General features: G+C 31.6%; 21 protein-coding genes and 1 pseudogene. 12 read left to right on the top strand and 10 right to left on the bottom strand.

The genetic code is table 11. The features are described from left to right. Nucleotides 1–308: 308 nt before the first annotated feature. Nucleotides 309–884, bottom strand: coding sequence for a hypothetical protein (locus CLCHR_RS03035; protein ID WP_079438211.1), 576 nt, complete (start codon nucleotides 882–884; stop codon nucleotides 309–311). Nucleotides 885–1,029: 145 nt separating this feature from the next. Next, a pseudogene (locus tag CLCHR_RS03030) lies at nucleotides 1,030–1,269 on the bottom strand (ABC transporter permease); the annotation flags it as partial. Nucleotides 1,270–1,939: 670 nt separating this feature from the next. Here CLCHR_RS03030 and CLCHR_RS03025 point away from each other — a divergent pair. Continuing rightward, the gene (locus CLCHR_RS03025) at nucleotides 1,940–4,315 is read left to right on the top strand and encodes a phosphoketolase family protein (RefSeq protein WP_079438209.1); all 2,376 of its coding nucleotides are present in this window, start codon (nucleotides 1,940–1,942) and stop codon (nucleotides 4,313–4,315) included. Between the two features lie 281 nt (nucleotides 4,316–4,596). Here the strand turns inward: CLCHR_RS03025 and CLCHR_RS03020 are convergent, their stop codons facing one another. Both CLCHR_RS03020 and CLCHR_RS03015 read right to left on the bottom strand, forming a co-directional pair. After that, nucleotides 4,597–6,840 carry an ABC transporter permease gene (locus tag CLCHR_RS03020; protein ID WP_079438208.1) on the bottom strand — a complete coding sequence of 748 codons (2,244 nt, stop codon included), beginning with the start codon at nucleotides 6,838–6,840 and terminating at the stop codon, nucleotides 4,597–4,599. Beyond that, a complete protein-coding gene (locus CLCHR_RS03015) occupies nucleotides 6,840–7,538 on the bottom strand; it encodes an ABC transporter ATP-binding protein (protein WP_079438207.1) in 699 nt (232 codons plus the stop codon). The genes CLCHR_RS03020 and CLCHR_RS03015 overlap by 1 nt, the downstream gene beginning before the upstream one ends. Nucleotides 7,539–7,927: 389 nt before the next feature. Between CLCHR_RS03015 and CLCHR_RS03010 the strand changes: the two genes are divergently transcribed. From CLCHR_RS03010 to CLCHR_RS03000, 3 genes are all read left to right on the top strand, one after another. Then, the gene (locus tag CLCHR_RS03010; RefSeq protein WP_079438206.1) at nucleotides 7,928–8,515 is read left to right on the top strand and encodes an acyl carrier protein phosphodiesterase; all 588 of its coding nucleotides are present in this window, start codon (nucleotides 7,928–7,930) and stop codon (nucleotides 8,513–8,515) included. Nucleotides 8,516–8,780: 265 nt separating this feature from the next. Further along, on the top strand, nucleotides 8,781–9,362 hold the full coding sequence (locus CLCHR_RS03005; protein ID WP_079438205.1) for a Crp/Fnr family transcriptional regulator: 582 nt from the start codon (nucleotides 8,781–8,783) through the stop codon (nucleotides 9,360–9,362). A gap of 191 nt (nucleotides 9,363–9,553) precedes the next feature. Continuing rightward, nucleotides 9,554–10,558: an NAD-dependent epimerase/dehydratase family protein gene (locus tag CLCHR_RS03000; protein ID WP_079438204.1), complete on the top strand. Its 1,005-nt coding sequence runs from the start codon at nucleotides 9,554–9,556 to the stop codon at nucleotides 10,556–10,558. A gap of 193 nt (nucleotides 10,559–10,751) precedes the next feature. Here the strand turns inward: CLCHR_RS03000 and CLCHR_RS02995 are convergent, their stop codons facing one another. The 3 genes from CLCHR_RS02995 to CLCHR_RS02985 all read right to left on the bottom strand — a co-directional run bounded on the left by CLCHR_RS02995 (nucleotide 10,752) and on the right by CLCHR_RS02985 (nucleotide 15,135). After that, nucleotides 10,752–12,125 (bottom strand): MATE family efflux transporter, encoded by a 1,374-nt coding sequence (locus tag CLCHR_RS02995; RefSeq protein WP_079438203.1) that lies wholly within the window; start codon nucleotides 12,123–12,125, stop codon nucleotides 10,752–10,754. A gap of 96 nt (nucleotides 12,126–12,221) precedes the next feature. Beyond that, nucleotides 12,222–13,748 carry a sigma-54-dependent transcriptional regulator gene (locus tag CLCHR_RS02990; protein WP_079438202.1) on the bottom strand — a complete coding sequence of 509 codons (1,527 nt, stop codon included), beginning with the start codon at nucleotides 13,746–13,748 and terminating at the stop codon, nucleotides 12,222–12,224. Between the two features lie 217 nt (nucleotides 13,749–13,965). Continuing rightward, complete coding sequence (locus CLCHR_RS02985; RefSeq protein ID WP_079438201.1) at nucleotides 13,966–15,135, bottom strand: iron-containing alcohol dehydrogenase; 1,170 nt, start codon at nucleotides 15,133–15,135, stop codon at nucleotides 13,966–13,968. A gap of 229 nt (nucleotides 15,136–15,364) precedes the next feature. Here CLCHR_RS02985 and CLCHR_RS02980 point away from each other — a divergent pair, with 229 nt between their 5' ends. The 8 genes from CLCHR_RS02980 to CLCHR_RS02945 all read left to right on the top strand — a co-directional run bounded on the left by CLCHR_RS02980 (nucleotide 15,365) and on the right by CLCHR_RS02945 (nucleotide 23,390). Then, nucleotides 15,365–15,940 carry a hypothetical protein gene (locus tag CLCHR_RS02980; RefSeq protein ID WP_079438200.1) on the top strand — a complete coding sequence of 192 codons (576 nt, stop codon included), beginning with the start codon at nucleotides 15,365–15,367 and terminating at the stop codon, nucleotides 15,938–15,940. Nucleotides 15,941–16,231: 291 nt separating this feature from the next. After that, complete coding sequence (locus tag CLCHR_RS02975; RefSeq protein WP_079438199.1) at nucleotides 16,232–16,822, top strand: biotin transporter BioY; 591 nt, start codon at nucleotides 16,232–16,234, stop codon at nucleotides 16,820–16,822. 9 nt (nucleotides 16,823–16,831) lie between these two features. Beyond that, complete coding sequence (gene bioD, locus CLCHR_RS02970) at nucleotides 16,832–17,512, top strand: dethiobiotin synthase (RefSeq protein ID WP_079438198.1); 681 nt, start codon at nucleotides 16,832–16,834, stop codon at nucleotides 17,510–17,512. Between the two features lie 26 nt (nucleotides 17,513–17,538). After that, nucleotides 17,539–18,885 (top strand): adenosylmethionine--8-amino-7-oxononanoate transaminase, encoded by a 1,347-nt coding sequence (gene bioA, locus CLCHR_RS02965; RefSeq protein ID WP_079438197.1) that lies wholly within the window; start codon nucleotides 17,539–17,541, stop codon nucleotides 18,883–18,885. 139 nt (nucleotides 18,886–19,024) lie between these two features. Beyond that, nucleotides 19,025–19,783 carry a MurR/RpiR family transcriptional regulator gene (locus CLCHR_RS02960; protein WP_079438196.1) on the top strand — a complete coding sequence of 253 codons (759 nt, stop codon included), beginning with the start codon at nucleotides 19,025–19,027 and terminating at the stop codon, nucleotides 19,781–19,783. Nucleotides 19,784–19,917: 134 nt separating this feature from the next. After that, nucleotides 19,918–21,510 carry a PTS transporter subunit EIIC gene (locus CLCHR_RS02955; protein ID WP_079438195.1) on the top strand — a complete coding sequence of 531 codons (1,593 nt, stop codon included), beginning with the start codon at nucleotides 19,918–19,920 and terminating at the stop codon, nucleotides 21,508–21,510. A 60-nt stretch (nucleotides 21,511–21,570) separates the two neighbouring features. Further along, entirely contained in the window at nucleotides 21,571–22,896 is a 1,326-nt protein-coding gene (locus CLCHR_RS02950) for a 6-phospho-alpha-glucosidase (RefSeq protein WP_079438194.1), read from the top strand. Nucleotides 22,897–22,904: 8 nt separating this feature from the next. Continuing rightward, a complete protein-coding gene (locus tag CLCHR_RS02945) occupies nucleotides 22,905–23,390 on the top strand; it encodes a PTS sugar transporter subunit IIA (RefSeq protein ID WP_079438193.1) in 486 nt (161 codons plus the stop codon). A 98-nt stretch (nucleotides 23,391–23,488) separates the two neighbouring features. On the opposite strand, the gene spoVAE is transcribed toward CLCHR_RS02945, so the two are convergent. The 3 genes from spoVAE to spoVAC are packed head-to-tail and all read right to left on the bottom strand — an operon-like array spanning nucleotide 23,489 to nucleotide 25,346. Further along, nucleotides 23,489–23,842 (bottom strand): stage V sporulation protein AE, encoded by a 354-nt coding sequence (spoVAE, locus tag CLCHR_RS02940; RefSeq protein ID WP_079438192.1) that lies wholly within the window; start codon nucleotides 23,840–23,842, stop codon nucleotides 23,489–23,491. Nucleotides 23,843–23,864: 22 nt separating this feature from the next. After that, complete coding sequence (gene spoVAD / locus CLCHR_RS02935; protein ID WP_079438191.1) at nucleotides 23,865–24,866, bottom strand: stage V sporulation protein AD; 1,002 nt, start codon at nucleotides 24,864–24,866, stop codon at nucleotides 23,865–23,867. Beyond that, nucleotides 24,867–25,346: a stage V sporulation protein AC gene (spoVAC, locus tag CLCHR_RS02930; protein ID WP_079438190.1), complete on the bottom strand. Its 480-nt coding sequence runs from the start codon at nucleotides 25,344–25,346 to the stop codon at nucleotides 24,867–24,869. Between the last annotated feature and the right edge of the window lie 12 nt (nucleotides 25,347–25,358).

Below are 25,358 nucleotides of genomic sequence, written 5' to 3'. Positions count from 1 at the left end.
CATTATTAAACATTTATTCTTCTTTTATCTATTTTAAAGTGTTAATGCTTATGTGTCCATAACTTTATATAGGCAGAAAAATTTTAGATCAGCAAGAAGGTAAATTAATTTAAAATAAGGTAGATAATATCACATGATTAAATTTTATAAATAGGAAATAGAATAATAAACATGAAGATAATTGATATCAATAGGAGTATAAGAAAAAAGGGGAAGCCTATGCTAAGCTTTTTTAGCATAGGCTTCCCCTTTATGTTTATATATAAAGTATGCTGTAAGAAGATTGTATTAATATAACATATCTTCATTTAGCAAAGAAGAACTATCTCATAGGGAGTAGTTTGAGCAGGTATGCTCTTGGTTGTAGGTCCATAGACAACAATTAGGTTTTTATTTCTAGGGTATCTGTTAAAAGGTTGATCATTTCTTAAAATTACCTTAGTAGATGGTGAGATATTTAGTTTTAAATTTCCATCGCTGCTTATAAGTTGATTGTTAAAATAGTCTACAGTAACATTTTGATCTCCTGTGTCTTTTGCTATAACAATCGCAGGATATTGTGGAGGATATATAAGAAGGGCAGGTGCGTTTGTATCGTAGAATCCAGTTACCTCGTCTCCTACCTCTACCACTTCATGATCTACAAAATAGGTTCCAGGGGATATCACAAAATTTACCGGTCCCCTGTTTATATTTTCGAGTGACATTAATTTATAGCAGCCTACTGATGCATCATCTTGAACTGGGTAAAAATCTTCAATCCTTGTGACGGTACCGCTAAAGGCAGCAAATGTTGGCTCTGCATTTTTCCACGTTGCATTGAAGTGGGGATAAGTAGATTGATGCCTGTAGTGAGGCCAACAAGGAAATTGGTTATTATACATATAATACTCCTTTATATTGATACAGTTTTAAGCCTAATCATTAATAGTATATTAGCTACTTTAAGAATTGTTACTCAGTACCAAGTACTTATACACGTTTTATTCAATTCTGGATTTTAATGCTTCAGCCATTGAAATTCTGTTTATCTTTATTCTCCTCTATAGTTAGAGAAGTAACAACATATATTACAATAAGCCCAATTATAAAAGATACAAAAGCTATACTTCCGATTATTGCTTGAAGCGGTTTTGTCATTGTATCAAAGGCTTTTTTCATATCATCAACTGTTACAACTATTAATAGCTTATTTTCTGGAATGTCTATTTTTTCCGTGATCCATAATCCAATATAACTTCCAGAAGGGAAACCAAGCATGTCATTAACTAAATAAATACATAGTTATAACTTGTATAGAAACATGTACGGTGTTGCTAATTCGATTTTTGTTAAATAGATAACGATATATTTGTGATGTCTAATGCTAAAATATTTCTTGAAATTCTCTTTACTATTTTTATTAATTTATTTTTATAATGCTTAAAAATTATTACGTGTAGAAACGTCTTTTAACCTACTATTTATGTGAGATTTTTTAAAAAATTCAACAGTTTTCAGACTTTTTTAATACGATTATTTTTAACTTTTTTACAAATGATAATTTTTTTTGACAAAATATCTTGAATTATTCCAAGAAAAGGCGTATTATAAAATTGTTAAATAATAAACAAACATTTTCTTTTTGTGTTGGAATAAATTTAAGATAGATTATATAGATAGCAAACTTGTTGTGATTAATTTGTTGTGATTCTAACATTAAAGAAAAATCCGAATTGTTTCTAGATTGCTTGTTGAATGCGGTATATATCATATATTCATTTTACTGCAAGTGGAATATTACTGTGAAAACTACTGTTGTTATTATTTATTGTGTTTAAACTTGTACGTACATATTAGGCGTAAATTGTTTTATTATTTTAACTTATTTATAAGTTCACTTAGTAAAAGTTAATTTTATTTGTTATGAAAAAATACATAGAAAAGGGGATTCTATAAAATGATAAATATTGATTATTCATCCGAAAGTTATTTAAAAAAAGTAGATGCATACTGGAGAGCTGTTAATTTTATCTCAGTTGGACAATTGTATCTTAAGGGAAATCCATTATTAAAGGAACCATTAAAACCGGAACATGTGAAAAATGCAGTATTTGGTCACTGGGGAACAATTGCTGGACAAACTTTTATTTATGCTCACTTAAACCGTGTTATTAATAAATACGATTTAAATATGCTATATATTTCTGGTCCAGGTCATGGTGGACAAGTTATGGTTTCTAACTCTTATTTTGATGGAAGTTATAGTGATACTTACCCTGAAATTACTCAAGATATAGCAGGCTTATCAAAATTATATAAGGAATTCTCATCTTCAGGTGGAGTAGGTTCTCATGCAACTCCTGAAGCTCCTGGTTCAATACATGAAGGTGGTGAATTAGGTTATTCTGTAATGCATGGTTTTGGTGCTATTTTAGATAACCCTAATTTAATTGCAGCAGTTGTAGTTGGAGATGGTGAAGCTGAAACTGGGCCATTAGCAGGTTCTTGGCAAGTAAATAAATTTATAAACCCTGTTACAGATGGTGTTGTTCTACCAATACTATACTTAAATGGATTCAAGATCAGTAACCCAACTATTATGGCTCGTATGACTGATGAAGAATTGCAAAAATATTTTGAAGGCTTAGGATGGGATCCTATATTTGTTTCAGGAGATGAACCAGAAGTAATGCATCCATTGATGGCTAAAAAGATGGATGAAGCTATCGAAAAAATTCTAGCTATCAAAAAGAATGCGATTGAAAATGATGATATGTCTAGGCCTAAATGGCCAATTATCCTTAATAGAACACCTAAAGGATGGACAGGTCCAAAAGAATCAAATGGAGCTCCAGTTGAAGGTTCATTCCGTGCACACCAAGTTCCAATTCCTTTTGATAGTAAGCATATGGAATATGCAGACGACTTTGCAAAATGGATGATGAGCTATCGTCCAGAAGAATTATTTACTGAAGAAGGTAAGTTAGTAGATGAAATTGCAGAAATAATTCCTAAAGGCGATAAACGTATGTCATGTAACCCTGCAACAAATGGTGGTAAAATCATGAAAGATTTACGTTTACCAGATTACCGTGAATATGCTCTTGGTAACCAAGAAAAAGGTAAAGAAGTTGCACAAGATATGCTTGTTCTAGGTAAATATGTACGTGACGTTATGAAATTAAATAGAAAAGAACGTAATTTCCGTGTATTTAGCCCAGATGAAGCTGCATCAAACCGTTTATATGCAATGTTTGAAGAAACAAGCCGTCAATGGGTTGGTGAAATCAATGAGCCTTATGATGAATTCCTAGCACCAGACGGAAGAGTATTTGATTCAATGCTTAGTGAGCATGTTGCAGAAGGTGCTTTAGAAGCTTATCTATTAACTGGTCGTCATGGATTTATACACAGCTATGAAGCATTTTTACGTGTTGTAGATTCAATGGTTACACAACACTTCAAATGGTTAAATCAATGTGAAGAAATTGCCTGGAGAGAAGAAATTTCATCATTAAACTTAATTATGACTTCTCATATTTGGCAACAAGACCACAATGGCTATACTCACCAAGATCCAGGAATGCTTGGACATTTAGCTGATAAAAATTCTGGTTTAATCCATGAATACTTACCAGCAGATGCAAATACTTTACTTGTAACATTTGATAAATGTTTAAGAAGCCGTAATCAAGTAAATCTTTTAACAGCATCAAAACATCCAAGACAACAATGGTTCACTATTGATGAAGCTGAATATTTAGTTAACAATGGTTTAGGTATCGTAGAATGGGCAAGTACAGATAAAGGTGCAGAACCAGATATTATATTTGCAACAGCTGGTGATACTCCAACACTTGAAGGTTTAGCGGCTGTGCAATTATTACATGATTACTTACCAGAATTAAAGATTAGATTTGTTAATATAGTTGATTTATTAAAATTACAATCTCCACAAGTATATGAACATGGTATATCTGATGCAGAGTTTAATATGATTTTCACTACAGATAAACCAATTATCTTTGGTTTCCATGGTTATGAAAACTTGATAGATACATTATTCTTTAAACGTGCTAACCATAATGTTTCTGTTCATGGTTACAGAGATAAGGGTGAAATCACAACTGGATTTGATATGCGTGTATTAAACGAGTTAGATCGTTTCAATCTTGTTAAAGATGCAATCTATCACTTACCACAATTAGGGAATAAGGGTGCATATATTATCCAAGAAATGAACGAAAAATTAGATACGCATACTAAATTTGTTCATGAAAATGGTGTTGAGATGCCAGAGATTGCTAATTGGAAATGGAAAGGCCTTAACTAATCCTCTACATTCAATTAAAGAATGCCAGAGGCTCACATAATTATTAAAATTTCAAAAAAGATGTCTAGGAACAATTTGTTCTTAGGCATCTTTTTTATTAGATTATTTAGAATATGGAAAGATCAATAAATTTATTTATATTATCTGGAGTTGAGTGTGTTGCATATATAAATGTGTTGTGTAGGGTAAAAATCCAATCTTAAGAGATATTGCCTTAAATAATTTGTGAGATTATTTTGAATTTAAATTGGAATTTCTTTATATTATTAAATAACATTTTTTTATTCTACTCTAGACTTTAATGCTTCAGCCATTGAAATTCTGTTTATCTTTTTTCTGCTCAATAGTTTTGATAATTCAAATGTTAAGTATATTATGATAAAACCAATTAAAACATAGATATAATCAATAGTTACAGGGAAAGATATACTCATTTCTTTTGTCATTGATTTAAAAAGTGCAGTTAAGGAACCGAGTAGGAGAGGTACTCCTAATATGTAGCCAAGCACTACTATAAATCTGGAACTATTTAAAATTAGTGAGTAAATCTCTTTCTTTCTATAACCTAGAACCTTTAAAAGAGAAATATTATCTTTATTCTCCTCTATAGTTAGAGAAGTAACAACATATATTACAATAAGCCCAATTATAAATGACATGAAAGCTATACTTCCTATTATTGCTTGAAGCGGTTTTGTCATTGTATCAAAGGCTTTTTTCATATCATCAACTGTTACAACTGTTAATAGCTTATTTTCTGGAATGGCTATTTTTTCTGTACTCCATAATCCAATATAGCTTCCAGAATGGAAACCAAGCATATCATTTAGGGTATCTAGAGGCATATAAACATACTGACCTACAAATGTTTCTGCAATGCTGTCAACTGTTATGCTGTATTCTTTTGAATCTAATCTATTGATAACTTTTAGAGTATCTTTTGGCGTTATATTTAATTTATCAGCTAAAGATCTTGTAATTATGATGCTGCTAGGTTTTAGTATATTACCGGATTTATCCTTAAAGGAAATATATTTAGAGTCTGGATTTACACCGTACACTGTAAAAGTAATATTATCATCGTATTTCATTGAAAATGGTATTTCCAAAAAGGGTTCTCCTTTTTCAGGCGTGCCATTTTGGAGAGAGTTAAATACATAATGATAATTATACTTAAAGGATTCGTTAAAAGATTCTTTAAGTAAGGAATCCATTGAGCTCTTAGAGGCAAAGCCCATGAGCAGCAGCATTGTTGACATAACTATACCAAGTAACAGGAATATGCTTCTAGGTATGCTTCTTAGGAGCTCACGCATTTTAAATTTGGTATCAAAATTGAATCTTTCAAGATTTACTTTTCTTTCTATGAAACCAACTTTATTCTTCTCGGTGCCGCCTCTCATTAGATGCATTGGTGAGCTTTTGAGGGATTTATTGACTACAAAATAGCTGCAGATTACTAAGAAGAATATTGGCAATAAAATACTTATTATAATATAGCTTATATCATAGCTTAAAGAACCTACAGGGATATTGAAGTATGATACATAATAGTTCATCATAGGTATTAAGGTTAATAATCCAAGCAAAGTTCCTAGAATACCGCCTACAAGTGAAATAACAATGGGATATAGAAGATAGTGCTTCATAATCTCTTTTTTTCTATAGCCTAGTGCATAAAGAGTTCCTATAATAACAGCTTCTCTCTTTAACATTCGATACATAACTATTCCAGTTAATATGCAGGTTAAAAGAAGTACGGCTATAGGCATGGAAGAACTCATTTTATCAATGCCAGAAAGTTTTGCTGTAAAATACGTAACTCTTGGGTTGTCACTTATATTCATCCAGCTGAGAAGAGTAATATTCTCACTTTTTAGATAATCCTTAAATTCTGATATCTTATCATCTATATTATTTCTATCGCGATTAAATTTTATTGAATAAGAAACATTGCCTATATTTAAACTATTGAAATCCTCTTTACTTATAACAGCTATTCCAAAACTGTTTGGATCATTCATTATATCTGATTCGCTTTTTAAGGGATAGATATAATTAGGAAGGGACATAAAGCCGGATAATATAAAGTTCTCACCATCAATTTTAATGTTATCTCCAATATTTAATTTGTTAGCTTTTCCATAGGAGGGATCTATGAGGATGCCACCTCTGCTTAGATCATTTCCTTTAATTATTGCTGGTATATTAACCTTTTTATTTTCACTGAATATCCTTAGGGTCTTATCTTCTGAAATCAAGTAGTCAAATGACTTTGTTTCCTCTATATTCATATTAAATTTTGCTTCCAAGGTTTCAATATTACTTATTCTTGGAGTAGTCGTGAAGTTTACATCTTCTTGCTTATAGTCTTTTTCAAAGGAAGAAGATAATTGTGTAAGATTCTTTGAAACCAAGTTAAACATTGTGAAAAGTAGACAGCTAAAAATAATAAGTACTAATGAACCAATATATTGTGATCTGTTTTCCAGCATGGTTCGCTTGATTTTTTTATTAATAATCATTACCACTCAATCCTTTCTGCAGGTACGGCTATACTATTAACTATGCTCTCTACAATTTCACCACTTCTAACCCTATAAACTTTATTAGCCATAGCACTAATTGCAGTGTTATGGGTTATCATAAGTATGGTTGTGCCAAATTCTTCGTTTACTTTTTGAAGAAGCTTTAAAATTTCCCTTGAAGTTGAGAAATCAAGAGCACCTGTTGGTTCGTCGCATAACAAAAGAGTTGGATTTTTGACTATAGCTCGTGCAATAGACACTCTTTGCTGCTCACCACCACTTAGTTCCCTTGGAAATCTATGCTTTTTATCAAACATATTTACGGCTTTTAGTACCTCATCAATGTTAAGTGGTGATTTACTTATATTTGAAACAACTTCTATATTTTCACCTACTGTAAGATTAGGGATTAGATTGTAAAACTGAAATATGAAGCCGATATTTTCTCGTCTGTAATCAGTAAGCTTATTGTCATTTAGTTTAGTGATATCCATATCACCAACTAAAACTATACCTGAGTCGCATCTGTCAATTCCTCCAATAATGTTAAGAAGTGTTGATTTCCCAGAACCAGAAGGTCCAAGTATTACTCCTATTTCTCTCTTTTCTAAACTTATACCTGCACCCTTTAAAACCGTTGTGGTTACATCACCTGTGTTATAACTTTTCTTCAAATTTTCTACTTTTAAAAACATTATTTCTCACCTCCTATCTTTCTATTTCTCATTAATTTATTTATGGGAATTTGTATTTACTTTTTTAACTTAAAAGAATTATCTAATGCTAATAGTCTTCGCCCAAGGTACCGGCCTTATGCAATTTATATTTTCTAAAAGGAAATACACTTATGTTATGTTAATGAGTTAATGAAGCTTATGAGAAAATAAAAAGCTCTAATAGCGGTGTTGTGGTGAATCATATAATAAACTAATGGTATAATAGGGATAAAATAATAATAAACAAAGTGTATCGATATTATGATCATTGACTAAGGCTTGGTAGATCATAAAAATGTACATGAAGAAGAATAGTGAGTTAACATATAGAGGTTTGCTCATTATAGTAGGATTTGAAAGGAGAAACAATGAATTATTTAGCTCATATACATCTTTCAGATAATAGCGAAGAAAATATGTTAGGAAATTTTCTAGGGGATTTTGTGAGTAAATCTTTAGAAGATGAATTTGAATATTCCATAAAGCAGGGGATTCTAATGCATAAGAAGCTTGATACTTTTACGGATTCCCATCCAAATTTCGCAAATAGTAGAGAAAGAATTTCTAGCGCTAATAGACGCCTTGCAGGGGTACTAATTGATATATTTTATGATCATTTTTTAGCTAAGAATTGGAGTGATTATTCTTCAGTATCCTTAGAAGAATATGCTGATAATTTTTATAAGATACTCAAAAAGTATTCTTATTGCTTGCCAGATAAACTGACGAGAAGAATGCCTTTTATGATAGAAGAAAACTGGCTTCTTTCCTATAGAGATATAAGTGGAATACAGGTAGCAGTGGATAGGATTTCTAAAAGATTTTCTAATACCAGGCACCCCTTAGTAAATCCTATAGATGAACTAATTAATAATTATGAAGGACTTCAAAATGACTTTAAATGTTTTTATCCTGAGGCAATTCAATATGCAAATAAACTTAAAATAATGCTTTAGTAATATGTCCACGATTGATGCTGCGAACTTTACGACAAATAAGGTTTCTAAGTATAAAACATTTTATTTATTCATGGGAAATAATATTACAGGCATCTAAAATGAGAGTTATATACTTAAACTACCTAAATATAAAACTTTGTTTAGGTAATTATTTGTAGTGGGTAAAATTTTTTGTATTCTTTATTATAATCTTACTTTTTATGGTATAATTCTGAATTATGGATTGGTTATATACCTTTTAAGTTTAGAGGGGGAATGCATTATGCTTTCTAAGCCTAGTGATTATATTGATGTTGGATTTAAGTTAGAATTAGAAGAAGGTTTAAAAAAATTATTTAATTCTACAGCAATTATAAAGATGGTACCAAAAGGCACAATTATTCTTCGACAAGGGGAAATGCCAACCTCACTGTATTATATTCATAAAGGAATTGTGAGGGGATATTATATAGATGATGCAGGTAACGATGTAACAAAATGCTTTGCTTGTGAAACAGAATTTGCCTGCGCTGAAGGATTATTAAGGAGTGGAGAATCTAGCTTTAGTATAGAAAGTTTAGAAGACTGCATTTGCGTCATTATTCCTTATGATTCAATAAAACAAGGAATGAAAAAAAGCAATCAAATGAAGGTTATATTCGATAATTATATCAAGAAAATTCTTGTTAATACTCTAAACCGAGAAAAGGCGTTACTTATCAAAAATGCATTAGACAGATATATAGAATTTACAAAAGAGCATTCTTCTTTAGAAAGTAGGATAAATCAAGCATATATTGCTTCTTATATTGGAGTTAGAGCAAGTTCTCTTAGTAGAATTAAGAGAGGTATGAAAATAGAATAAATGTATTTATTAAACATCAAATAAAATTATTTGGTGTTTTTTTTTATGTTATTAATGTGGCTATCAATATTATAAAAGATTGAAGTTAGTGCTTGTTTTTTATTGCAATTAACATATGTCAATTACAATTAGTAATTTTCAAATTAGTATTAAGATAGTTTCTATATTAATCTATTTAGGAGGATTTAATTATGAAGAAAATTTCTTTAGTAACAGGTGCAAATGGACATCTAGGTAACAATTTGGTAAGAGAATTATTAAAAAGAGATGAAAAGGTTAGAGCCAGCGTACGTGATTTGAATGATAAAAAGCCATTTGAAGGTCTTGACTGCGAAGTAGTTTATGCTGATTTAATGGATAAAGAATCATTAATTAGGGCACTTGATGGAGTTGATACATTATATCAAGTTGCAGCTGTATTTAAACATTGGGCCAAGGATACCGAAAAAGATATAATTGTTCCTAATATTTTGGGAACTGAAAATATAATGGAAGCAGCCAAGGAGGCAAAGGTAAGGAAAATTATATATGTAAGTTCTGTAGCTGCATTGTCTCTTAATAAGGTGAATTCAAAAGGTAAAATTGATGAAACTACGTGGCTTAAAGATAGCCATGGTAATGCCTACTTTGATTCAAAAGCACGTTCAGAAAAAAGGGCTTGGGAACTAGCAAAAAAATATGATTTAGATATGGTCAGTGTCCTACCAGGTGCAATGATTGGTGGAGAATTTTTAAAGAAAACTCCAACAATGCTTGGTTTTGATAGTATTCTTTCAGGTAAGATGAAAATTAATTATGTAACAGAAATGACTCCGATAGATGTAATTGATGTTATAGAAGGTATGATTGTCGCAGCTGAAAAAGGAGTAAGAGGGACAAGATATATTTTAGCTAATGAAGAACCTGTAACTTCAGATGATATTATTAAAATTGCAAAGAAGTTTGTTCCTGATCTGGAGATACCACAAAAATATGCTAAAGAGCAGCTATTGTTATTAGCTGAAAAACTTGAACTAGAAGCTAAACAAAATAATACTCAGCCACTAATTCTTAGAAGTCAGGTAGAATTATATTATGGTGGAATAAATAGATATTATGATATTACTACCTCAAAAAAAGATTTGAATTTCAATCCAAAATTAGGAAAAGAGGCGTTAGAAGAGTATTTTAAACGAGTTTATGCTAATCTAGGTTAATAGGATTAATTATTTGCTCATTGGAGTATAAATATAGGAATTATGAAACAATGGACGCATACAATTTGGGAACAGGCATGTTTAATAAATGGATTACAGAATTTAGAGAAAGACTATAATATGAAGTTTTAGGGGTTGTATCAAAACTCAATCTGATACAACCGCTTTATTAGTTTCAGCGTCAAGTGATGTCTTATTCTTGCAATTGCATTTTTGCCTCAAACTTATTTGAATCTTTTAATATATCATTTTTTCTTTTGTAGGCGAAATAATACGGTACTTCATAAGCTAACATAAGGATCCAGCCTATAAGACTTGCGTAAGCAACACTGACCATTCCTATACGATGAACCAATAAATATACAAATAATGTTCTAAATGATATTTGAATCAATGTAGAAATTAATGTGATTTTCATATTTCCCATACCTCTAAAGAAGCCTTGTATTCCATTTGTGAAGGATGGAAGTATATAGAAGAAAGCCATAAGTCCTAAATAATGGACTCCTAAATTAATCATACTTGTATCTTCAGAAGAAACAAACAATTTCATAATAGGTTCTTTTAAAAATAAAATAACTATACAAATTAATATCCAATAGCAGAACTCTACAAATAATCCAATTCTAAATCCATCCTTAATACGTCTTTTATTATTAGCACCGCGATTTTGAGCAACAAATGTCATTATTCCGCTGGATATACTTTGTTGAGGTGTAAATGCAAAGTCATCAACTCTGTTTACAGCATTAAATGCGGCAATAGCTGCAATACCTAGTGGATTAATAAAACTTTGTATTAATAATTTTCCGATTGGCTGACAAGACTGCTGCAAGGCTGTTATAGAACCATGTTGAAGTGTCTTCTTTAAAAGATTCATGTCAATTCTAATATCACTTCTAGTCAATCTTAACAATGGAACCTTTATATATATATAAATTATGCAGAAAACTGCAGAACATGCTTCTGCAATAGCTGTTGCAAGCCCAGCTCCAAGCACCCCCATATTAAAACCACCTATAAAGATAAAGTCAAGGCAGCCATTTAAAATAGATGCAATTGCTAAAAATCTTATTGGAGTTTTGGAATCACCAACACTTCTCATAGCTGCTGATACCGCGTTATACAAATATGTAAAAGGCATTGCAACAAAGATAATTCTAAGATAAAGGGCTGAAGAATCAAGAATTTCATTTGGCACTCCAAGAAGTCTTAGTATTCCTTTTGAAAAAATTAAACCAAGCACTACGATTAATAAAGAAAAAAAACATCCAAATATTAAAGTGGTTGATATTTCTTTTTTTAATTCTTCATGCTTTCCGGCACCAAAAAATTCACTCATGAGCACTGATGCACCAATGCATATGCCTGTTATTCCTAAAATTGCAATATTCATTACAGGGTTAGCTGCTCCAACTGCTGCTAATGCATCTGTTCCTGAAAATCTTCCTACAACTATAGAATCTACTGCATTATAAGTTAATTGAAGCAGATTTCCTACCACTAAAGGTATAGAAAAACCAATCAGATGCTTTGGTATGTTTCCTTTTGTCATATCTTTAATCATATATTTCACTTCCTTAGTATTCTTTCCTCAGTTATTATACTAAAGCGATTAGTGCATCATCAATAAGTGAAATATCAAATTTGTTTCATTATGAAATCATTTTAATTTTCTCCATAATGTGCTATGTCCAATTTCTAATCTCTTTTCTACTTTTACTTGATTCATTCCTTCTTCTGCCATTATATGTTTTATAATACGAGTCTCAATTTCTTTTAAGCTTCCACTTAGATCAATAGGTACTAAGATAGCGTATTTATGATTATCATGTTCTTTTTTTAGAGCAACTTTAACTCCAGTTTGGGCAATATATGAACCATTACATGTTAGTGCTAATTGATTTATTACTCTCATGAATTGTCGAATATTTTCTGGCCAATCATAATCAGATAATAAATTTATTCCACCTTTGTTGATTCCAACAACCTGACTTGCACATCTTACATCCAATTTTGCAAGATACATGCTTATCATATTATTAATTTCATTTGTATAATACTTAAGTGGCATTAGTTCTATTCTTACTTCGTCTAAAATTGAGCGAAGCTGCCTTAGAAGTTTTCCGCTACTTACACAGATTTCTACAGGCAATTCAGAAGAGGCAATTATTTTAACATTACAGTTTTTAGTTAATTTTTTTAAGATATTAATTATTTGCTTTTGCCCCTCTATACATAATTGGTCTATATCTTCTAAAAATAAAGTTCCGCCTTCATTCCAGAGATGCTTTATTATAGTATTCTCTAATAAATCATAGTTATAGTTTTCAGGAACTGAGAAGCAGCTAATACAAACTAAACTTTTTCTTTTTTGAGGACCATAGCAGAAGCATAAATAGCCAACATCACTTTTACACATTCCATCTTCGCCAGTTATAATGGTCGGAAGAGATGTATCACTAAGCGCTGATATTTGAGATGAAATTGTCTTTGGAAATACTGTATCTATAAAGCTTGGAGATATTTCATTAGCATTGAAAATTCTCACAAACTTATCTATATTGTCTTCATTTATTTTCTGATCTTCTATATAAAGATTAGATTCAATAATTTGTTTTTTATCTCTAGAAAGAGCATTGCATAATCTAATAGCTTCATCAATAGCACTTCTTAAACTTTCTATTCCGCTGGTAAGCAATATGCTGTTAATTCCTAGTTTTTGTGCCGTCTCATATACCATGTTATCTCCAATTATAAGTTCATAGTTTTCTTCTTTTAGATTTTCAATTATACTACTTATATTTTTATGTTCAAAATAACATTGTGATTCTATATAATATCCCATAAGTTCACTTAACTGCTTAAATGAATTAACAATGCTTGGATAAGCTAAAAATATTTTCTTGCCATCATAACCTTCAGATAATTTTAAAATTCTAAGTATATCAAAAGCATTTATATAAATTTCAATAATAGGCGTTGTTGTAACCTTCCTGCATGTTTCAACAGTTCCACCTCTTGTTATAATTGCATCGTATTTTTCATCAGCATTAAGTTTTTTTAATAGTTTTGGTCCTTGTTCATAATTTCCTTGATATACATCTATATGTATATCAGAATATTCATCTAAAATTGACTGGGCTAGTTCTTTTAAACCTAAATAAGGTGCTATAAAAAGAATTCTCATAATTATAATCTCCATGTACATATGTATTTATAGTTTCATTATATCAAAATTAACACTTGCTACTGATATGTTGAATTATATCTAAACTATTGATATAAAATGGGTATAGAGTAACAATTAATTTATTCCATCAGTCATGGTTATTGTGCCATTTGCCTCAAAAAAATTTAATTCAATTACAATAAAATTAGAGACCACAAATTTGTGGCCTCTAATTTTATCTAAATGAATCTTGGAATATCTTTAATACATCTTCATCAGTTAAAGCATCTGGATCAAATTGGAATAAAGCACCCATATTGTTTCTTGAATTTTCAACATATTTGTGTAATTCATCATATTTCATTCCATAATCACTCATTTTGATTTGATCTACATCGCAAGCTTTTTGAAGTTCTACTAATGTAGTAACAAAATCCATAGGGGAAGAGGCATCTTCTTTACCTAATGCCTTAGCCATCTGAATCATCCGTTCATCACAAGTACCACTTTTAGCAAAATGGGCATAATAAGCTGCGCTAATGGATATTAATGCTGCACCATGCTCAAATTTTGGATGGAAGGCACTGATTGCATGTGCAAGACTATGTTCTGAAATACATCCAGATGTAGATTCTACCATACCAGCTAAAGTATTTGCTAAAGCAATATCACCACGGGCATTTAGATTGCTTCCATTCTGTACTGCCTCAGCCAGACTCTTTCCAATAAGTTCTATTGATTTCAATGCAAACATATCGCTCATTACATATGAAGTAGTATTTAGATAACCTTCAGTACTATGGAAAAGAGCATCAAAACCTTGATAAGCAGTTAGGTTTTTAGGAACTGAAACCATTAATTCAGGATCAACTACAGATAGAACTGGGAATGTTTTATCATAACCAAAACCAATTTTCTCATTAGTTTCTGTTTTAGTTGTAACTGTCCATGGATCTGCTTCTGTACCAGTACCAGCAGTTGTTGTAATAGCTACTATAGGAAGTGGATCATTTGGAACAGGTAGTCCTTTTCCAGTACCTCCTGAAATATAATCCCAGTAGTCTCCTTCGTTAGAAGCCATAACAGCAATTGCCTTTGCAGAATCTATACTGCTTCCGCCACCAAGGCCAATAACAAAATCAATGTCATTTTCTTTGGCAAGGGCAGCACCTTCCATTACATGATCTTTAATAGGATTTGGAAGGATTTTATCAAAAAGAATATATGAAATACCTGCTAAATCAAGTTGTTCTTTCAAGCGGTCTAAGTAACCAAATTTTTTTACTGAAGTACCAGCAGTTGTGACAATTAATGCTTTTTTTCCAGGAAGAGGATGTTTATGCAGTTCGTTTAACTTTCCTGCACCGAAAAGTATTTTTGTTGGTATAAAATAATTAAAATTCATTATAGTGCCTCCTTAAAGCTTTACATTATTTTGTTAATATAAGTATAAGTGTTAAAGTTAACTCTAAGTCAAGAGGTTTTTAAAGGAAATTTAAAAAGATGTTTTAAAACGAGGCAGCTCCATTTATATTCATATATTTGTAATAAAGTTGTGATAAAACTGTTATATTCCGATTGTATCATTAAATTATCAACAAGCTTACATAATATATTGTAATGGAGGAATTGGAATGAAACGAATAATTTGTGCTCTAACTGGAGTAGTGATTACAGCTACTTTAATGGTTGGATGCAGTAAAACTAGTGCTGGAGCTGCTCAAACCATTCAAACAACTGAAAGTACTCAAAATGCTTCCACTGACAATGGAAAAGCGCCTCAAAAGAATTTTCAGGCAGCAGATTTACAAGGCGAAGTTTCAAGTATAGATGGAAATAAAATAACCTTAAAGCTTATTAAGGCACCTGAAATGCCTCAAGGAGGAAATCAAGAACATACAAATAAAAGTGGAGATCAAAAAGCCCCACCACAAGATAACAATAAAGACGGACAGCCACCTACGAAACAAGGTAACAGGAAAGTAGAATATACAGGTGAAACTAAAGATATTACAGTTGGTGACGGAATAGAAATAACTGCAATGAGCAGAGGAAAACAAAACTCAGATGCTAAAGCACTTACAGTTAGTGATATTAAAGTTGGAGATACACTTTTAATTACATACTCAGATAAAGATAAAGAAACCATTTCAAAAATAGCAGTTAGACAAGCGGCAGATCAAAATGCAAAAGGTGATACTACTAAGTAATTAAAAAGTATTGTATTGAAATAACTAGTGGGAGTTTAATATAAAGAAAAATTATTAAAAAAGAAATATTAAAACACAATAATGCTTCATATTGAGTTATAAAATCCTTAAAGATTTAGTAATTCAGTATGGAGTTTTATTATTTTGATGACTATTTTTTTCTCATATAAACTTAATTAATTCATTTATAATAGGCAATAAATATCGTAGTTCATATTGTTAACCTGAAAATAAAACAAGGTTGACAATGTAAACTAAAAGGTATATATTGGATTTTGGAGGTGTGGAACAATGGAAAATCAAAAAATAGACATAATACAAAATAATAGAAAAATATCAACACATCAATTAATCTTTTGTGCAATTTTTACAGCATTAATTACATTAGGGGCATTTATTAAGGTTCCGATACCAGTATTGCCTTTTACACTACAATTTTTATTTACTACTATGGCAGGCCTCATACTTGGAGGGAAAATGGGAGCTTACAGCGTTTTAATGTATATTTTGCTTGGGCTTATAGGATTACCGATTTTTTCTGAAGGAGGAGGAATTGGTTATATATTTAAACCGAGCTTTGGGTATTTAATTGGATTTTATATTGCAAGTTATGTTACAGGGAAGATTGTTAATAAGAAATCAAATCCTACTTTTACTGGAATTTTAAGTGGCAATTTTATTGGACTAGCTATTGTTTATGGAATAGGTATGATTTATTACTATATAATTTGCAATTATGTAATTAATACTCCAATTGGATTATGGCCACTATTTCTATATTGCTTTATCTTAGCTGTTCCGGGAGATATTTTACTTTGTTTGCTCAGTGCACATCTTTATAAACGTATTATTCCTGCAATCAAAAAATTTAATGTGAGGTGAAATTTTAGAGTGAGTAAGAAGATTTTTATTACTGCAACAGGAACTGATATAGGAAAGACGTTTGTAACAGCGCTTATAGTTAAAAAATTAAAAGAGTCTGGTTATAATGGAGGTTACTATAAAGCAGCACTAAGTGGGGCTGAGATCACAGAAAATGGATTAATCCCAGGCGATGCCTGCTATGTAAAAAGAATTGCAAATATTAATGAAAATACAGATAACCTTGTATCATACGTATATAAAGAAGCTGTATCACCGCACTTAGCGGCTCAGATAGAAGGAAACCCAGTTGAAATGAAGAAAGTTGTTGAAGATTTTAATAATGCTTCATCAAAGTATGATTATTTAGTTATGGAGGGCAGCGGAGGAATAGTGTGTCCTATAAGATATGACCATAAAAAGATCATGCTTGAAGATATAATAAAAGAGCTAGGTCTTTCAACTTTAATTATTGCAGATGCAGGAATTGGAACAATTAATCATGTGGCTATCACTGTGGAATATTTAAAGATTAGAAATATATCAATAAAAGGAATTATATTAAATAACTATAATGAAAATAATATGCTTCATAAAGATAATAAAAAAATGATAGAGGCAATTACTAAAATTCCAGTAATAGCAACGGTAAAAGAGAATGAAAAAGATTTAAACATTAGTATTAAAAAACTATTAGGAGTCTTTGAGTAAATTTTAAAATAGAAAAGAGAATGAAAATGAACTTAGTAGAAAAAGATTTAAAATATATATGGCACCCATGTTCACAGATGAAAGATTATGAAAAACTGAAATCAATTATAATTGATCATGGAAAAGGGATTTATTTATATGATAAAGACGGCAAGGAATATATTGATATTGTAAGTTCATGGTGGTGTAATCTACTTGGACACTGCAATCCTACAATAAATGAATATATTAAAAATCAGCTTGATAATTTAGAACACGTTATTTTTGCTAACTTTTCTCATGAACCAGCAATAAAACTTTGTGAAGAGCTAAGTAAAATAATTCCTGAAGGTCTTACGAAATTTAACTTCTCGGATAATGGTTCTGCTTCTGTTGAATCTGCTTTAAAAATGAGCTTTCAATATCAATATCAGATGGGAAATAAAAAGAAAACAAAATTTATGTGCTTAAGTGAAGGATATCATGGAGAGACTATTGGAGCATTATCTGTTGGAAGTATGGATTTGTATGCGAAAATTTATAAGCTTATGTTAATGGATACAATTCATGTGGAGGCTCCAGACTGCTATAGATGTCCTTATGGTAAAACAAGAGAGTGTTGTAATGCTGAATGTTTTGAGCATGCAGAAAAATCCTTTAATAAATACGGTGAGGAGACTTGTGCAATAATTATTGAACCACTATTACAGGGAAGTGCTGGAATGAGAATATATCCACCTATATATTTAAAAAAATTGAGGAAAATATGTGATGAATATAAGGTGATTCTTATTGCAGATGAAATTGCCACCGGTTTTGGAAGGACAGGAAAAATGTTTGCTTTTGATCATGCAAATGTCAGCCCAGATATTATGTGTGTATCAAAAGGATTAACAGGGGGCTATATGCCTATGGCAATAACAATTACAACAGATGAAATCTATAATGCATTTTATGATGATTACAATAAAGGAAAAGCTTTTATGCATAGTCATACCTATAGCGGAAATCCCCTCGGTTGTTCTGCAGCTTTAGCAGTTCAAAAGATATTAAGGGAAGAAGCTATATTGGAAAAAGCAAATGTACGAGCAGATTATTTAAATAATAAGTTAAAAGATGCATTGCTAGAACATCAAAACATAGGTGAAATCAGAAGCATTGGACTCATTAATGCAATGGAACTTGTAAAAGATAAGAAGACAAAAGAAGGTTATGATTCCGAGCTTAGGATAGGATACGAAGTATATAAAAGGGCATTAAATAAAGGCTTGATCCTAAGACCTTTAGGTAATGTGCTATATTTTAATCCTCCACTAATTATTAACGAAGAAGAAATAGATAAAGCGGTCTCAATATGTAAGGAATCAATAGAAGATATAATATACCAATATTAAGCTAGGAGAGGACATTGTGTCCGTAAAATTGACTTTGGAGCATTTAATGGGCAAGTTGATTAATACTATAGTTATATATTACAATACTATTAGTAAATTATTTATAGAAATCCATATATGATTAGAGGATGATTAGAGGATGAAAGTTGATTTAAGTAAGATAGTCAATAATAAGAAAATTACACCTATAGAAGAACAGGTACTGGAATATATAATTAATAATATTAATATTGTTATGGATATTGGAGTCAGAGGAGTTGCTGCAGCAAACTATACATCTACATCAACAATTATGAGACTTTCGAAGAAATTAGGTTTCACAGGATTCATTGATATGATATATAATATAACGCCTCTAATTGATGCTGGTAATACAGGAATTATAGAAAAATCAGAAGCATTAATAGGCACGGATATTAATTTTTTATGTAAATATATAGAGGAGGAACATGTTAAAAGATTTATAGAGATACTAGCAAGTGGGACACGTAAGTATATTTTTATTTATGCAAGAGGCTATTCTGAAATTGCTGGAGAATACTTTAATAAAAAACTGCTGGGTATAGGGGTAAAGAGCATATTGATAGATTCTAAGGGCAGTTTTGAAAATAATCTAGAAGATATGGAAACACTAATAGTAATATCAAAATCTGGAGAGACTAAAGAAGTATTAGATAAGGTTCAAGTAGCAAAGAAGAAAAATACAGTGATAGTTTCATTTACGAAGGAAGTGGAAAACAGTATTTCAGCTCTTTCAAACATTTCCTTTAAGATAGTTGATATGCATAAATTGGACGACAGCAATGTATTGCCTAATTCGTTTTTTGCAAATATGCTTATGTTTATGGAATACTTAATTTATAGATATTATGAAGAAACAAAAAAAGAGAATAAATAGTTAATTTGAGAAACCTGTTATCTTTTATGCTAACAGGTTTCTTAATGCTTGAAATCTATTTCAATTAAATGAAAACGTATATATAATGAGCCTATGACAAAGACATAATAAATTATTAATAAGAGGTGGAAATTATGAAGGATAAAATTATGAATGGCATGCAGAGATTTTCTAAGGCTATGTTCATTCCAGTATTAATACTTCCAATTGTAGGTATATTAATAGCCTTTGGAAATATCTTAACAAATGCCAAATTGGCAGAATATGCACCGTTTCTAAAAAATGCCGTAATATTTGGATTTGGTAAAATACTTTCAGGTTCTTTAGTCCCTATCTTATCAAATCTTGGAATTATATTCTGTGTAGGATTGGCTGTAGGGCTTGCAAAAGAGAAAAAAGCAGAATCAGGTTTTACATCAGTTTTAGTTTATTTCATATTCAATAATGCTATGAACATTTTCCTTAACTTATCAGGGAGATTAGTTCCAGCGGATCAGTTAAGAGGTTCGGGGCAAGCAGTTGTACTTGGAACTCAAGTTTTAGACATGGGAGTTTTTCTAGGAATAATATTAGGTATAGTTGTGGCTTATTTTCATAACAAATATTGCAAAACGGAATTTAATGGAGCTTTCCAAATATATGGTGGTTCAAGATTAGTATTTTTAATACTTATCCCAGTAGTAGTTATACTCGCAGTAATACTTTCTTATGTTTGGCCATCGGTACAATGGGCAATATCAAGTTTAGGATATTATATACAAAAGTCAGGTAACTTCGGAATATTTATGTATGGAATGTTAGAAAGACTTCTAATTCCAACAGGATTACATCACTTAGTTTATACTCCATTCTTATATAGTCCACTTGGAGGAGTAGAAACTGTAGCAGGTAAAGTTTTAGAAGGATCAAGAAATATTTATTTTGCACAAATAGCAGACCCTTCAGTTAAAGTTTTATCAAGCACAGTTATATGGGATGCTAGAGGATTATCAAAAATGTTTGGTTTAATAGGAGCATGCTTAGCACTTTATCATACAGCTGATGCTGATAAGAAAAAGAAAGCTAAAGCAATACTTATACCAGCAGCAGTAACATCATTAATTGCAGGTGTTACAGAACCAATTGAATTTTCATTCTTATTCACAGCACCAATATTATTTGGAGTGCACGCAGTATTAAGCGGACTTGGAATGGTGGCTTTAAATATATTAAATGTAAGAGCGATAGGCCCTAACGGATTTATAGATTTCTTACTTTATAACTTACCATTGGGCATAGAAAAAACAGGCTGGCCAATGTTTATTTTAGTAGGTATTGCACAATTTGTAGTTTACTATGTAGTATTCAGATTCCTAATAGTTAAACTTAACTTAAAGACTACTGGAAGAGAAGACAGCAGTGAGGAAGTTAAACTTTATACTAAACAGGACTACAAGGAAAAGGTATCAGGGGAACAAGGTGATTCAAACAAAGCTGGAGCAGGAAATGAAGCACTTGTAATAATAGAAGCCCTAGGCGGAAGAGAAAATATTAAAAAAGTAGATAATTGTTTTACAAGATTAAGATTAATCCTTGATGATACATCAAAAGTTGATGAAGCCACATTAAAGGGAACAGGGGCCACAGGAGTAGTTAAAAAAGGAGAAAATGTTCAAGTAATTTATGGATTACATGTAACTAGAATAAGATCTATAGTAGATGAAGCACTAGGAATTGTAGAAGAATAATAATATAAATCGTAGAAATATTTGAAGAATAATATAAATTAAAGGAAAGAGGTAATATATATGAAAAAACATTCTATTGTTATTGCAGGGGGCGGAAGCACATTCACTCCAGGAATAGTTATGATGCTATTAGATAATCTACACCGTTTTCCAATTAGAAAATTAAAATTATATGATAATGACGGTGATCGTCAAAGTGTTATTGGTGAAGCTTTAGATATTGTATTAAAAGAAAATGCACCAGATATTGAATTTTCTTATACTACAGATCCCAAAGAAGCATTTACAGATGTTGACTTCTGTATGGCTCATATACGTGTTGGAAAATATGAAATGCGCGAGAAGGATGAAAAGATTCCTTTAAAATATGGAGTACTTGGTCAAGAAACCTGTGGACCAGGAGGAATTGCCTATGGAATGAGAAGTATAGGAGGCATGTTAGAATTAATAGATTTAATGGAAAAATATTCGCCAGACTGTTGGATGTTAAATTACTCTAACCCGGCATCAATTGTAGCTGAAGCTTGCCGCAGATTAAAACCAAATTCAAAGGTATTAAATATTTGTGATATGCCGGTTGGAACTCTTCGTCGTATGGCTGGTATTGTAGATTTAGAACCAAGTGATTTAGAAGTTAAATACTTTGGATTAAACCATTTTGGATGGTGGACTAGCGTTAAGGATAAACAAGGTAATGATTTAACGGATAGGATTAAAGCCTATGTTGCAGAAAATGGCTACTTAACGGTAAAAGAAGTAGAGACACAACACACAGATCCAAGCTGGCAGGAAACTCATAAAAAAGCAAAAGATTTATTAGCAGTAGATCCAAGATTTTTACCTAATACTTATTTAAAATACTATTTATATCCTGATTATGTTGTAGAACATTCTAATGCAGAATACTCTAGAGCAAATGAAGTAATGGATGGAAGAGAAAAAGATGTATTTAATGCAGCACGTGCTATTACAAAGGCAGGAACAGCAAAAGGTGGAGAATTCCACATTGATGCTCATGCAACTTTCATAGTAGATTTAGCTAGAGCAATTGCTTATAATACTCACGAAAGAATGTTATGTATAGTAGAAAATAAAGGTGCAATATCTAATTTTGATCCTACAGCTATGGTAGAAGTTCCATGTATTGTTGGAAGTGATGGACCAGAACCTTTAGCACAAGGAGAAATTCCACAATTCCAAAAGGGATTAATGGAGCAACAAGTATCAGTAGAAAAATTAGTTGTTGAAGCATGGATTGAAAATAGTTATTTGAAATTATGGCAGGCACTTACTTTATCTAAGACTATACCAAGTGCTAAAGTCGCTAAATTATTACTAGATGATCTTATTGAAGCTAATAAAGGCTATTGGCCGGAATTAAAGTAGAGGTATGTATGTTTAAAAATTTATTTAATAAAAATAAGAATAAAGTATTTTATGCTTTTGCTGATGGTGTAAGTATTGACTTAAGTAAGGTTAATGATGAAATGTTCTCACAAAAAATGATGGGGGAAGGAATCGCTATTAAACCAAGTGAAGGAAAAATATATTCACCTTGTGATGGAACTATAGCAGCAGTTATGAAAGAAAGTAAGCATGCTGTTGGTATTAGAACGAAAGATGGAGTGGAATTTTTAATTCATGTAGGAATCGATACTGTAGCTTTAAACGGAGAAGGTTTTGAATTGCATTGTGAAGAAGGAAAAGCAGTAAAAAAAGGTGATCTTCTTTTAAGCTTTGACAGAAACTTTATTAAAGAAAAAGGCCTAGATGATATTACTATGCTGGTAATTTCAGAACCTAACAATCATAAGATTGTGAGTTTTAGAACTGGTATGAGTATGAACGCTAAGGAAGAGATTTTATTGGAATATAATTAACTCTAACAACTAAAACGTTATAGGAAAAGCTTAGTGTTCCCGCACTAAGCTTTTCTTGTTGATGATTCCTAGAAACTTATTTTTTAGAATTCTGCACCTCAACCTTTTGGTTTGAACACAAGGGCAGAAATAAAACCAAAGACTATTGCGGCAGAAACTCCTACACTTACGGTCTTTAATACACCAGTAAATATTCCTATAAAACCGGTTTGTTCAGCATCAGTTATAGCAGCTGTAACTAGGGTATTTCCAAAGCTGCTTATAGGTACAAATGCGCCTGCACCTGCGAATTTTACTAAAGGATCATATAGACCTAATCCACCTAGTATTGCACCAATTACAACTAGTGTGCAAGTTGTGTGGGCAGGCGTAACCTTTAAAATATCAGTTATAAGTTGACCGATAACGCAAATTAAACCACCTATGATAAATGCAAAAATTAATTTTTCCATAATTTGATTTTCACCTTCCTTTTTACATTTCTATAGAAACAGCATGAGCAATACAAGGTATGCTTTCCTTTTGTTGAAAGGATATAGGAGACATTAAAGCACCTGTTGCAACAATTAATATTTTCTTTAATTCTCCTCTTCGCATACGATTAAGTAGATGTCCATAAGTTACACTGGCAGAGCAACCACAACCACTGCCGCCAGAAAATGCTGGTTGATCATCTTTGTAGATTAAGAGTCCGCAGTCTGTAAATATATCTCTTGGCATGTTTATTCTGTGTTTTTCCAATAAAGCATTAGCAAGCTCGTGACCAACTTTGCCTAAATCACCAGTAGCGATAAGATCATAATGAGTTGCATCAATATTTAAATCTCTAAAATGAGCTTCAATGGTATCTACAGCTGCTGGTGCCATAGCGGCTCCAACATTATAGGGATCTGAAACTCCCATGTCTATTACTCTTCCTATAGTAGCAGAAGTTACTTTTGGTCCATCTCCATTTTGTGCGAGAACTGCAGCTCCAGATCCAGTTACTGTCCACTGTGCAGTAGGAGGTCTTTGTACCCCATAATCAGTAGGATATCTAAAGGTTTTTTCAGCAGCTGCATTATGACTGCAGGCAGCTGCTACAACGTATTTAGCAGCTTTGCTGTCAATTAATTGAGCGGCTAAGGATAGACTTTCCATGGAGCTAGAACAAGCACCAAAGATTCCTAAATAAGGTATTCCTAAAGTTCTTGCAGCAAAGCTGCTGGAAATGATTTGATTCATTAAGTCTCCACTAAAGAAAAAATTAATATCTTCTTTTTGTATATTTGATTTTTGTATAGCCCTCTCACAAGCATGCTCAAGTAGAGCTTTTTCTGCTTTTTCATAGCTATCTTGCCCTAACCATAAATCTTCACAAATTATATCAAAGTCATTTGCTAAAGCTCCATTACCCTCAAAAGGACCACCAACGGCAGCTGAAGCTAATATTGTAGGTTTAGAATTAAAAATCCAGGATTGATGCCCCTTAAGCATTTACATCGCCCCCAACCAAATTATTGACATTTTTATGGCAGCAACTACAACAGCAGCAAAAACTCCATAAACAATAATTGCTCCAGCAAGTTGGAACATATTTCCCGCTACTCCAAGCACAAAACCTTCACTTTTATGTTCGATTGAAGCAGAAGCTATGGAGTTTGCAAATCCTGTAATAGGGACAGCAGTTCCCGAACCAGCCCACTGGCTGAGATGATCATAAATTCCGAGGCCGGTAAATAAGGCGGCAAAAAAGATTAAAATTAGGGAAGTAGGACCTACTGATGTCTTTTCGTCAAAATTATAATAGTTAATAAAAAACCACTGTAATATTTGACCAATTGAACATATTGCTCCGCCTACGAGAAAAGCCCTAATACAATTCTTAAGTATTGGTCTTTTTGGTTCAATACTGCTTATCAAAGCATCATATTGTTGCTGAGCAGTGGTCATTTTTTTCTTTTTCATGTTTGACATTGGTTTCACCTT

This window comes from Clostridium chromiireducens, from assembly GCF_002029255.1.
Classification (GTDB): domain Bacteria; phylum Bacillota; class Clostridia; order Clostridiales; family Clostridiaceae; genus Clostridium; species Clostridium chromiireducens.
Note: the sequence above shows the minus strand (reverse complement) of the source record. Positions and strands in the feature narration are given on the sequence as shown.

Bases quoted from the DNA above. Each gene is read 5' to 3' on its own strand.
- CLCHR_RS03035 (WP_079438211.1), bottom strand. From the start codon at position 884: ATGTATAATAACCAATTTCCTTGTTGGCCTCACTACAGGCATCAATCT.
- spoVAD (WP_079438191.1), bottom strand. From the start codon at position 24,866: ATGCTTAAGGGGCATCAATCCTGGATTTTTAATTCTAAACCTACAATA.
- CLCHR_RS02980 (WP_079438200.1), top strand. From the start codon at position 15,365: ATGAAACGAATAATTTGTGCTCTAACTGGAGTAGTGATTACAGCTACT.
- CLCHR_RS02950 (WP_079438194.1), top strand. From the start codon at position 21,571: ATGAAAAAACATTCTATTGTTATTGCAGGGGGCGGAAGCACATTCACT.
- CLCHR_RS03020 (WP_079438208.1), bottom strand. From the start codon at position 6,840: ATGATTATTAATAAAAAAATCAAGCGAACCATGCTGGAAAACAGATCA.
- CLCHR_RS03025 (WP_079438209.1), top strand. From the start codon at position 1,940: ATGATAAATATTGATTATTCATCCGAAAGTTATTTAAAAAAAGTAGAT.
- CLCHR_RS03010 (WP_079438206.1), top strand. From the start codon at position 7,928: ATGAATTATTTAGCTCATATACATCTTTCAGATAATAGCGAAGAAAAT.
- bioA (WP_079438197.1), top strand. From the start codon at position 17,539: ATGAACTTAGTAGAAAAAGATTTAAAATATATATGGCACCCATGTTCA.
- CLCHR_RS03005 (WP_079438205.1), top strand. From the start codon at position 8,781: ATGCTTTCTAAGCCTAGTGATTATATTGATGTTGGATTTAAGTTAGAA.
- CLCHR_RS03000 (WP_079438204.1), top strand. From the start codon at position 9,554: ATGAAGAAAATTTCTTTAGTAACAGGTGCAAATGGACATCTAGGTAAC.
- CLCHR_RS02995 (WP_079438203.1), bottom strand. From the start codon at position 12,125: ATGATTAAAGATATGACAAAAGGAAACATACCAAAGCATCTGATTGGT.
- CLCHR_RS02975 (WP_079438199.1), top strand. From the start codon at position 16,232: ATGGAAAATCAAAAAATAGACATAATACAAAATAATAGAAAAATATCA.
- CLCHR_RS02960 (WP_079438196.1), top strand. From the start codon at position 19,025: ATGAAAGTTGATTTAAGTAAGATAGTCAATAATAAGAAAATTACACCT.
- CLCHR_RS03015 (WP_079438207.1), bottom strand. From the start codon at position 7,538: ATGTTTTTAAAAGTAGAAAATTTGAAGAAAAGTTATAACACAGGTGAT.
- CLCHR_RS02985 (WP_079438201.1), bottom strand. From the start codon at position 15,135: ATGAATTTTAATTATTTTATACCAACAAAAATACTTTTCGGTGCAGGA.
- CLCHR_RS02990 (WP_079438202.1), bottom strand. From the start codon at position 13,748: ATGAGAATTCTTTTTATAGCACCTTATTTAGGTTTAAAAGAACTAGCC.
- CLCHR_RS02945 (WP_079438193.1), top strand. From the start codon at position 22,905: ATGTTTAAAAATTTATTTAATAAAAATAAGAATAAAGTATTTTATGCT.
- CLCHR_RS02955 (WP_079438195.1), top strand. From the start codon at position 19,918: ATGAAGGATAAAATTATGAATGGCATGCAGAGATTTTCTAAGGCTATG.
- spoVAC (WP_079438190.1), bottom strand. From the start codon at position 25,346: ATGTCAAACATGAAAAAGAAAAAAATGACCACTGCTCAGCAACAATAT.
- spoVAE (WP_079438192.1), bottom strand. From the start codon at position 23,842: ATGGAAAAATTAATTTTTGCATTTATCATAGGTGGTTTAATTTGCGTT.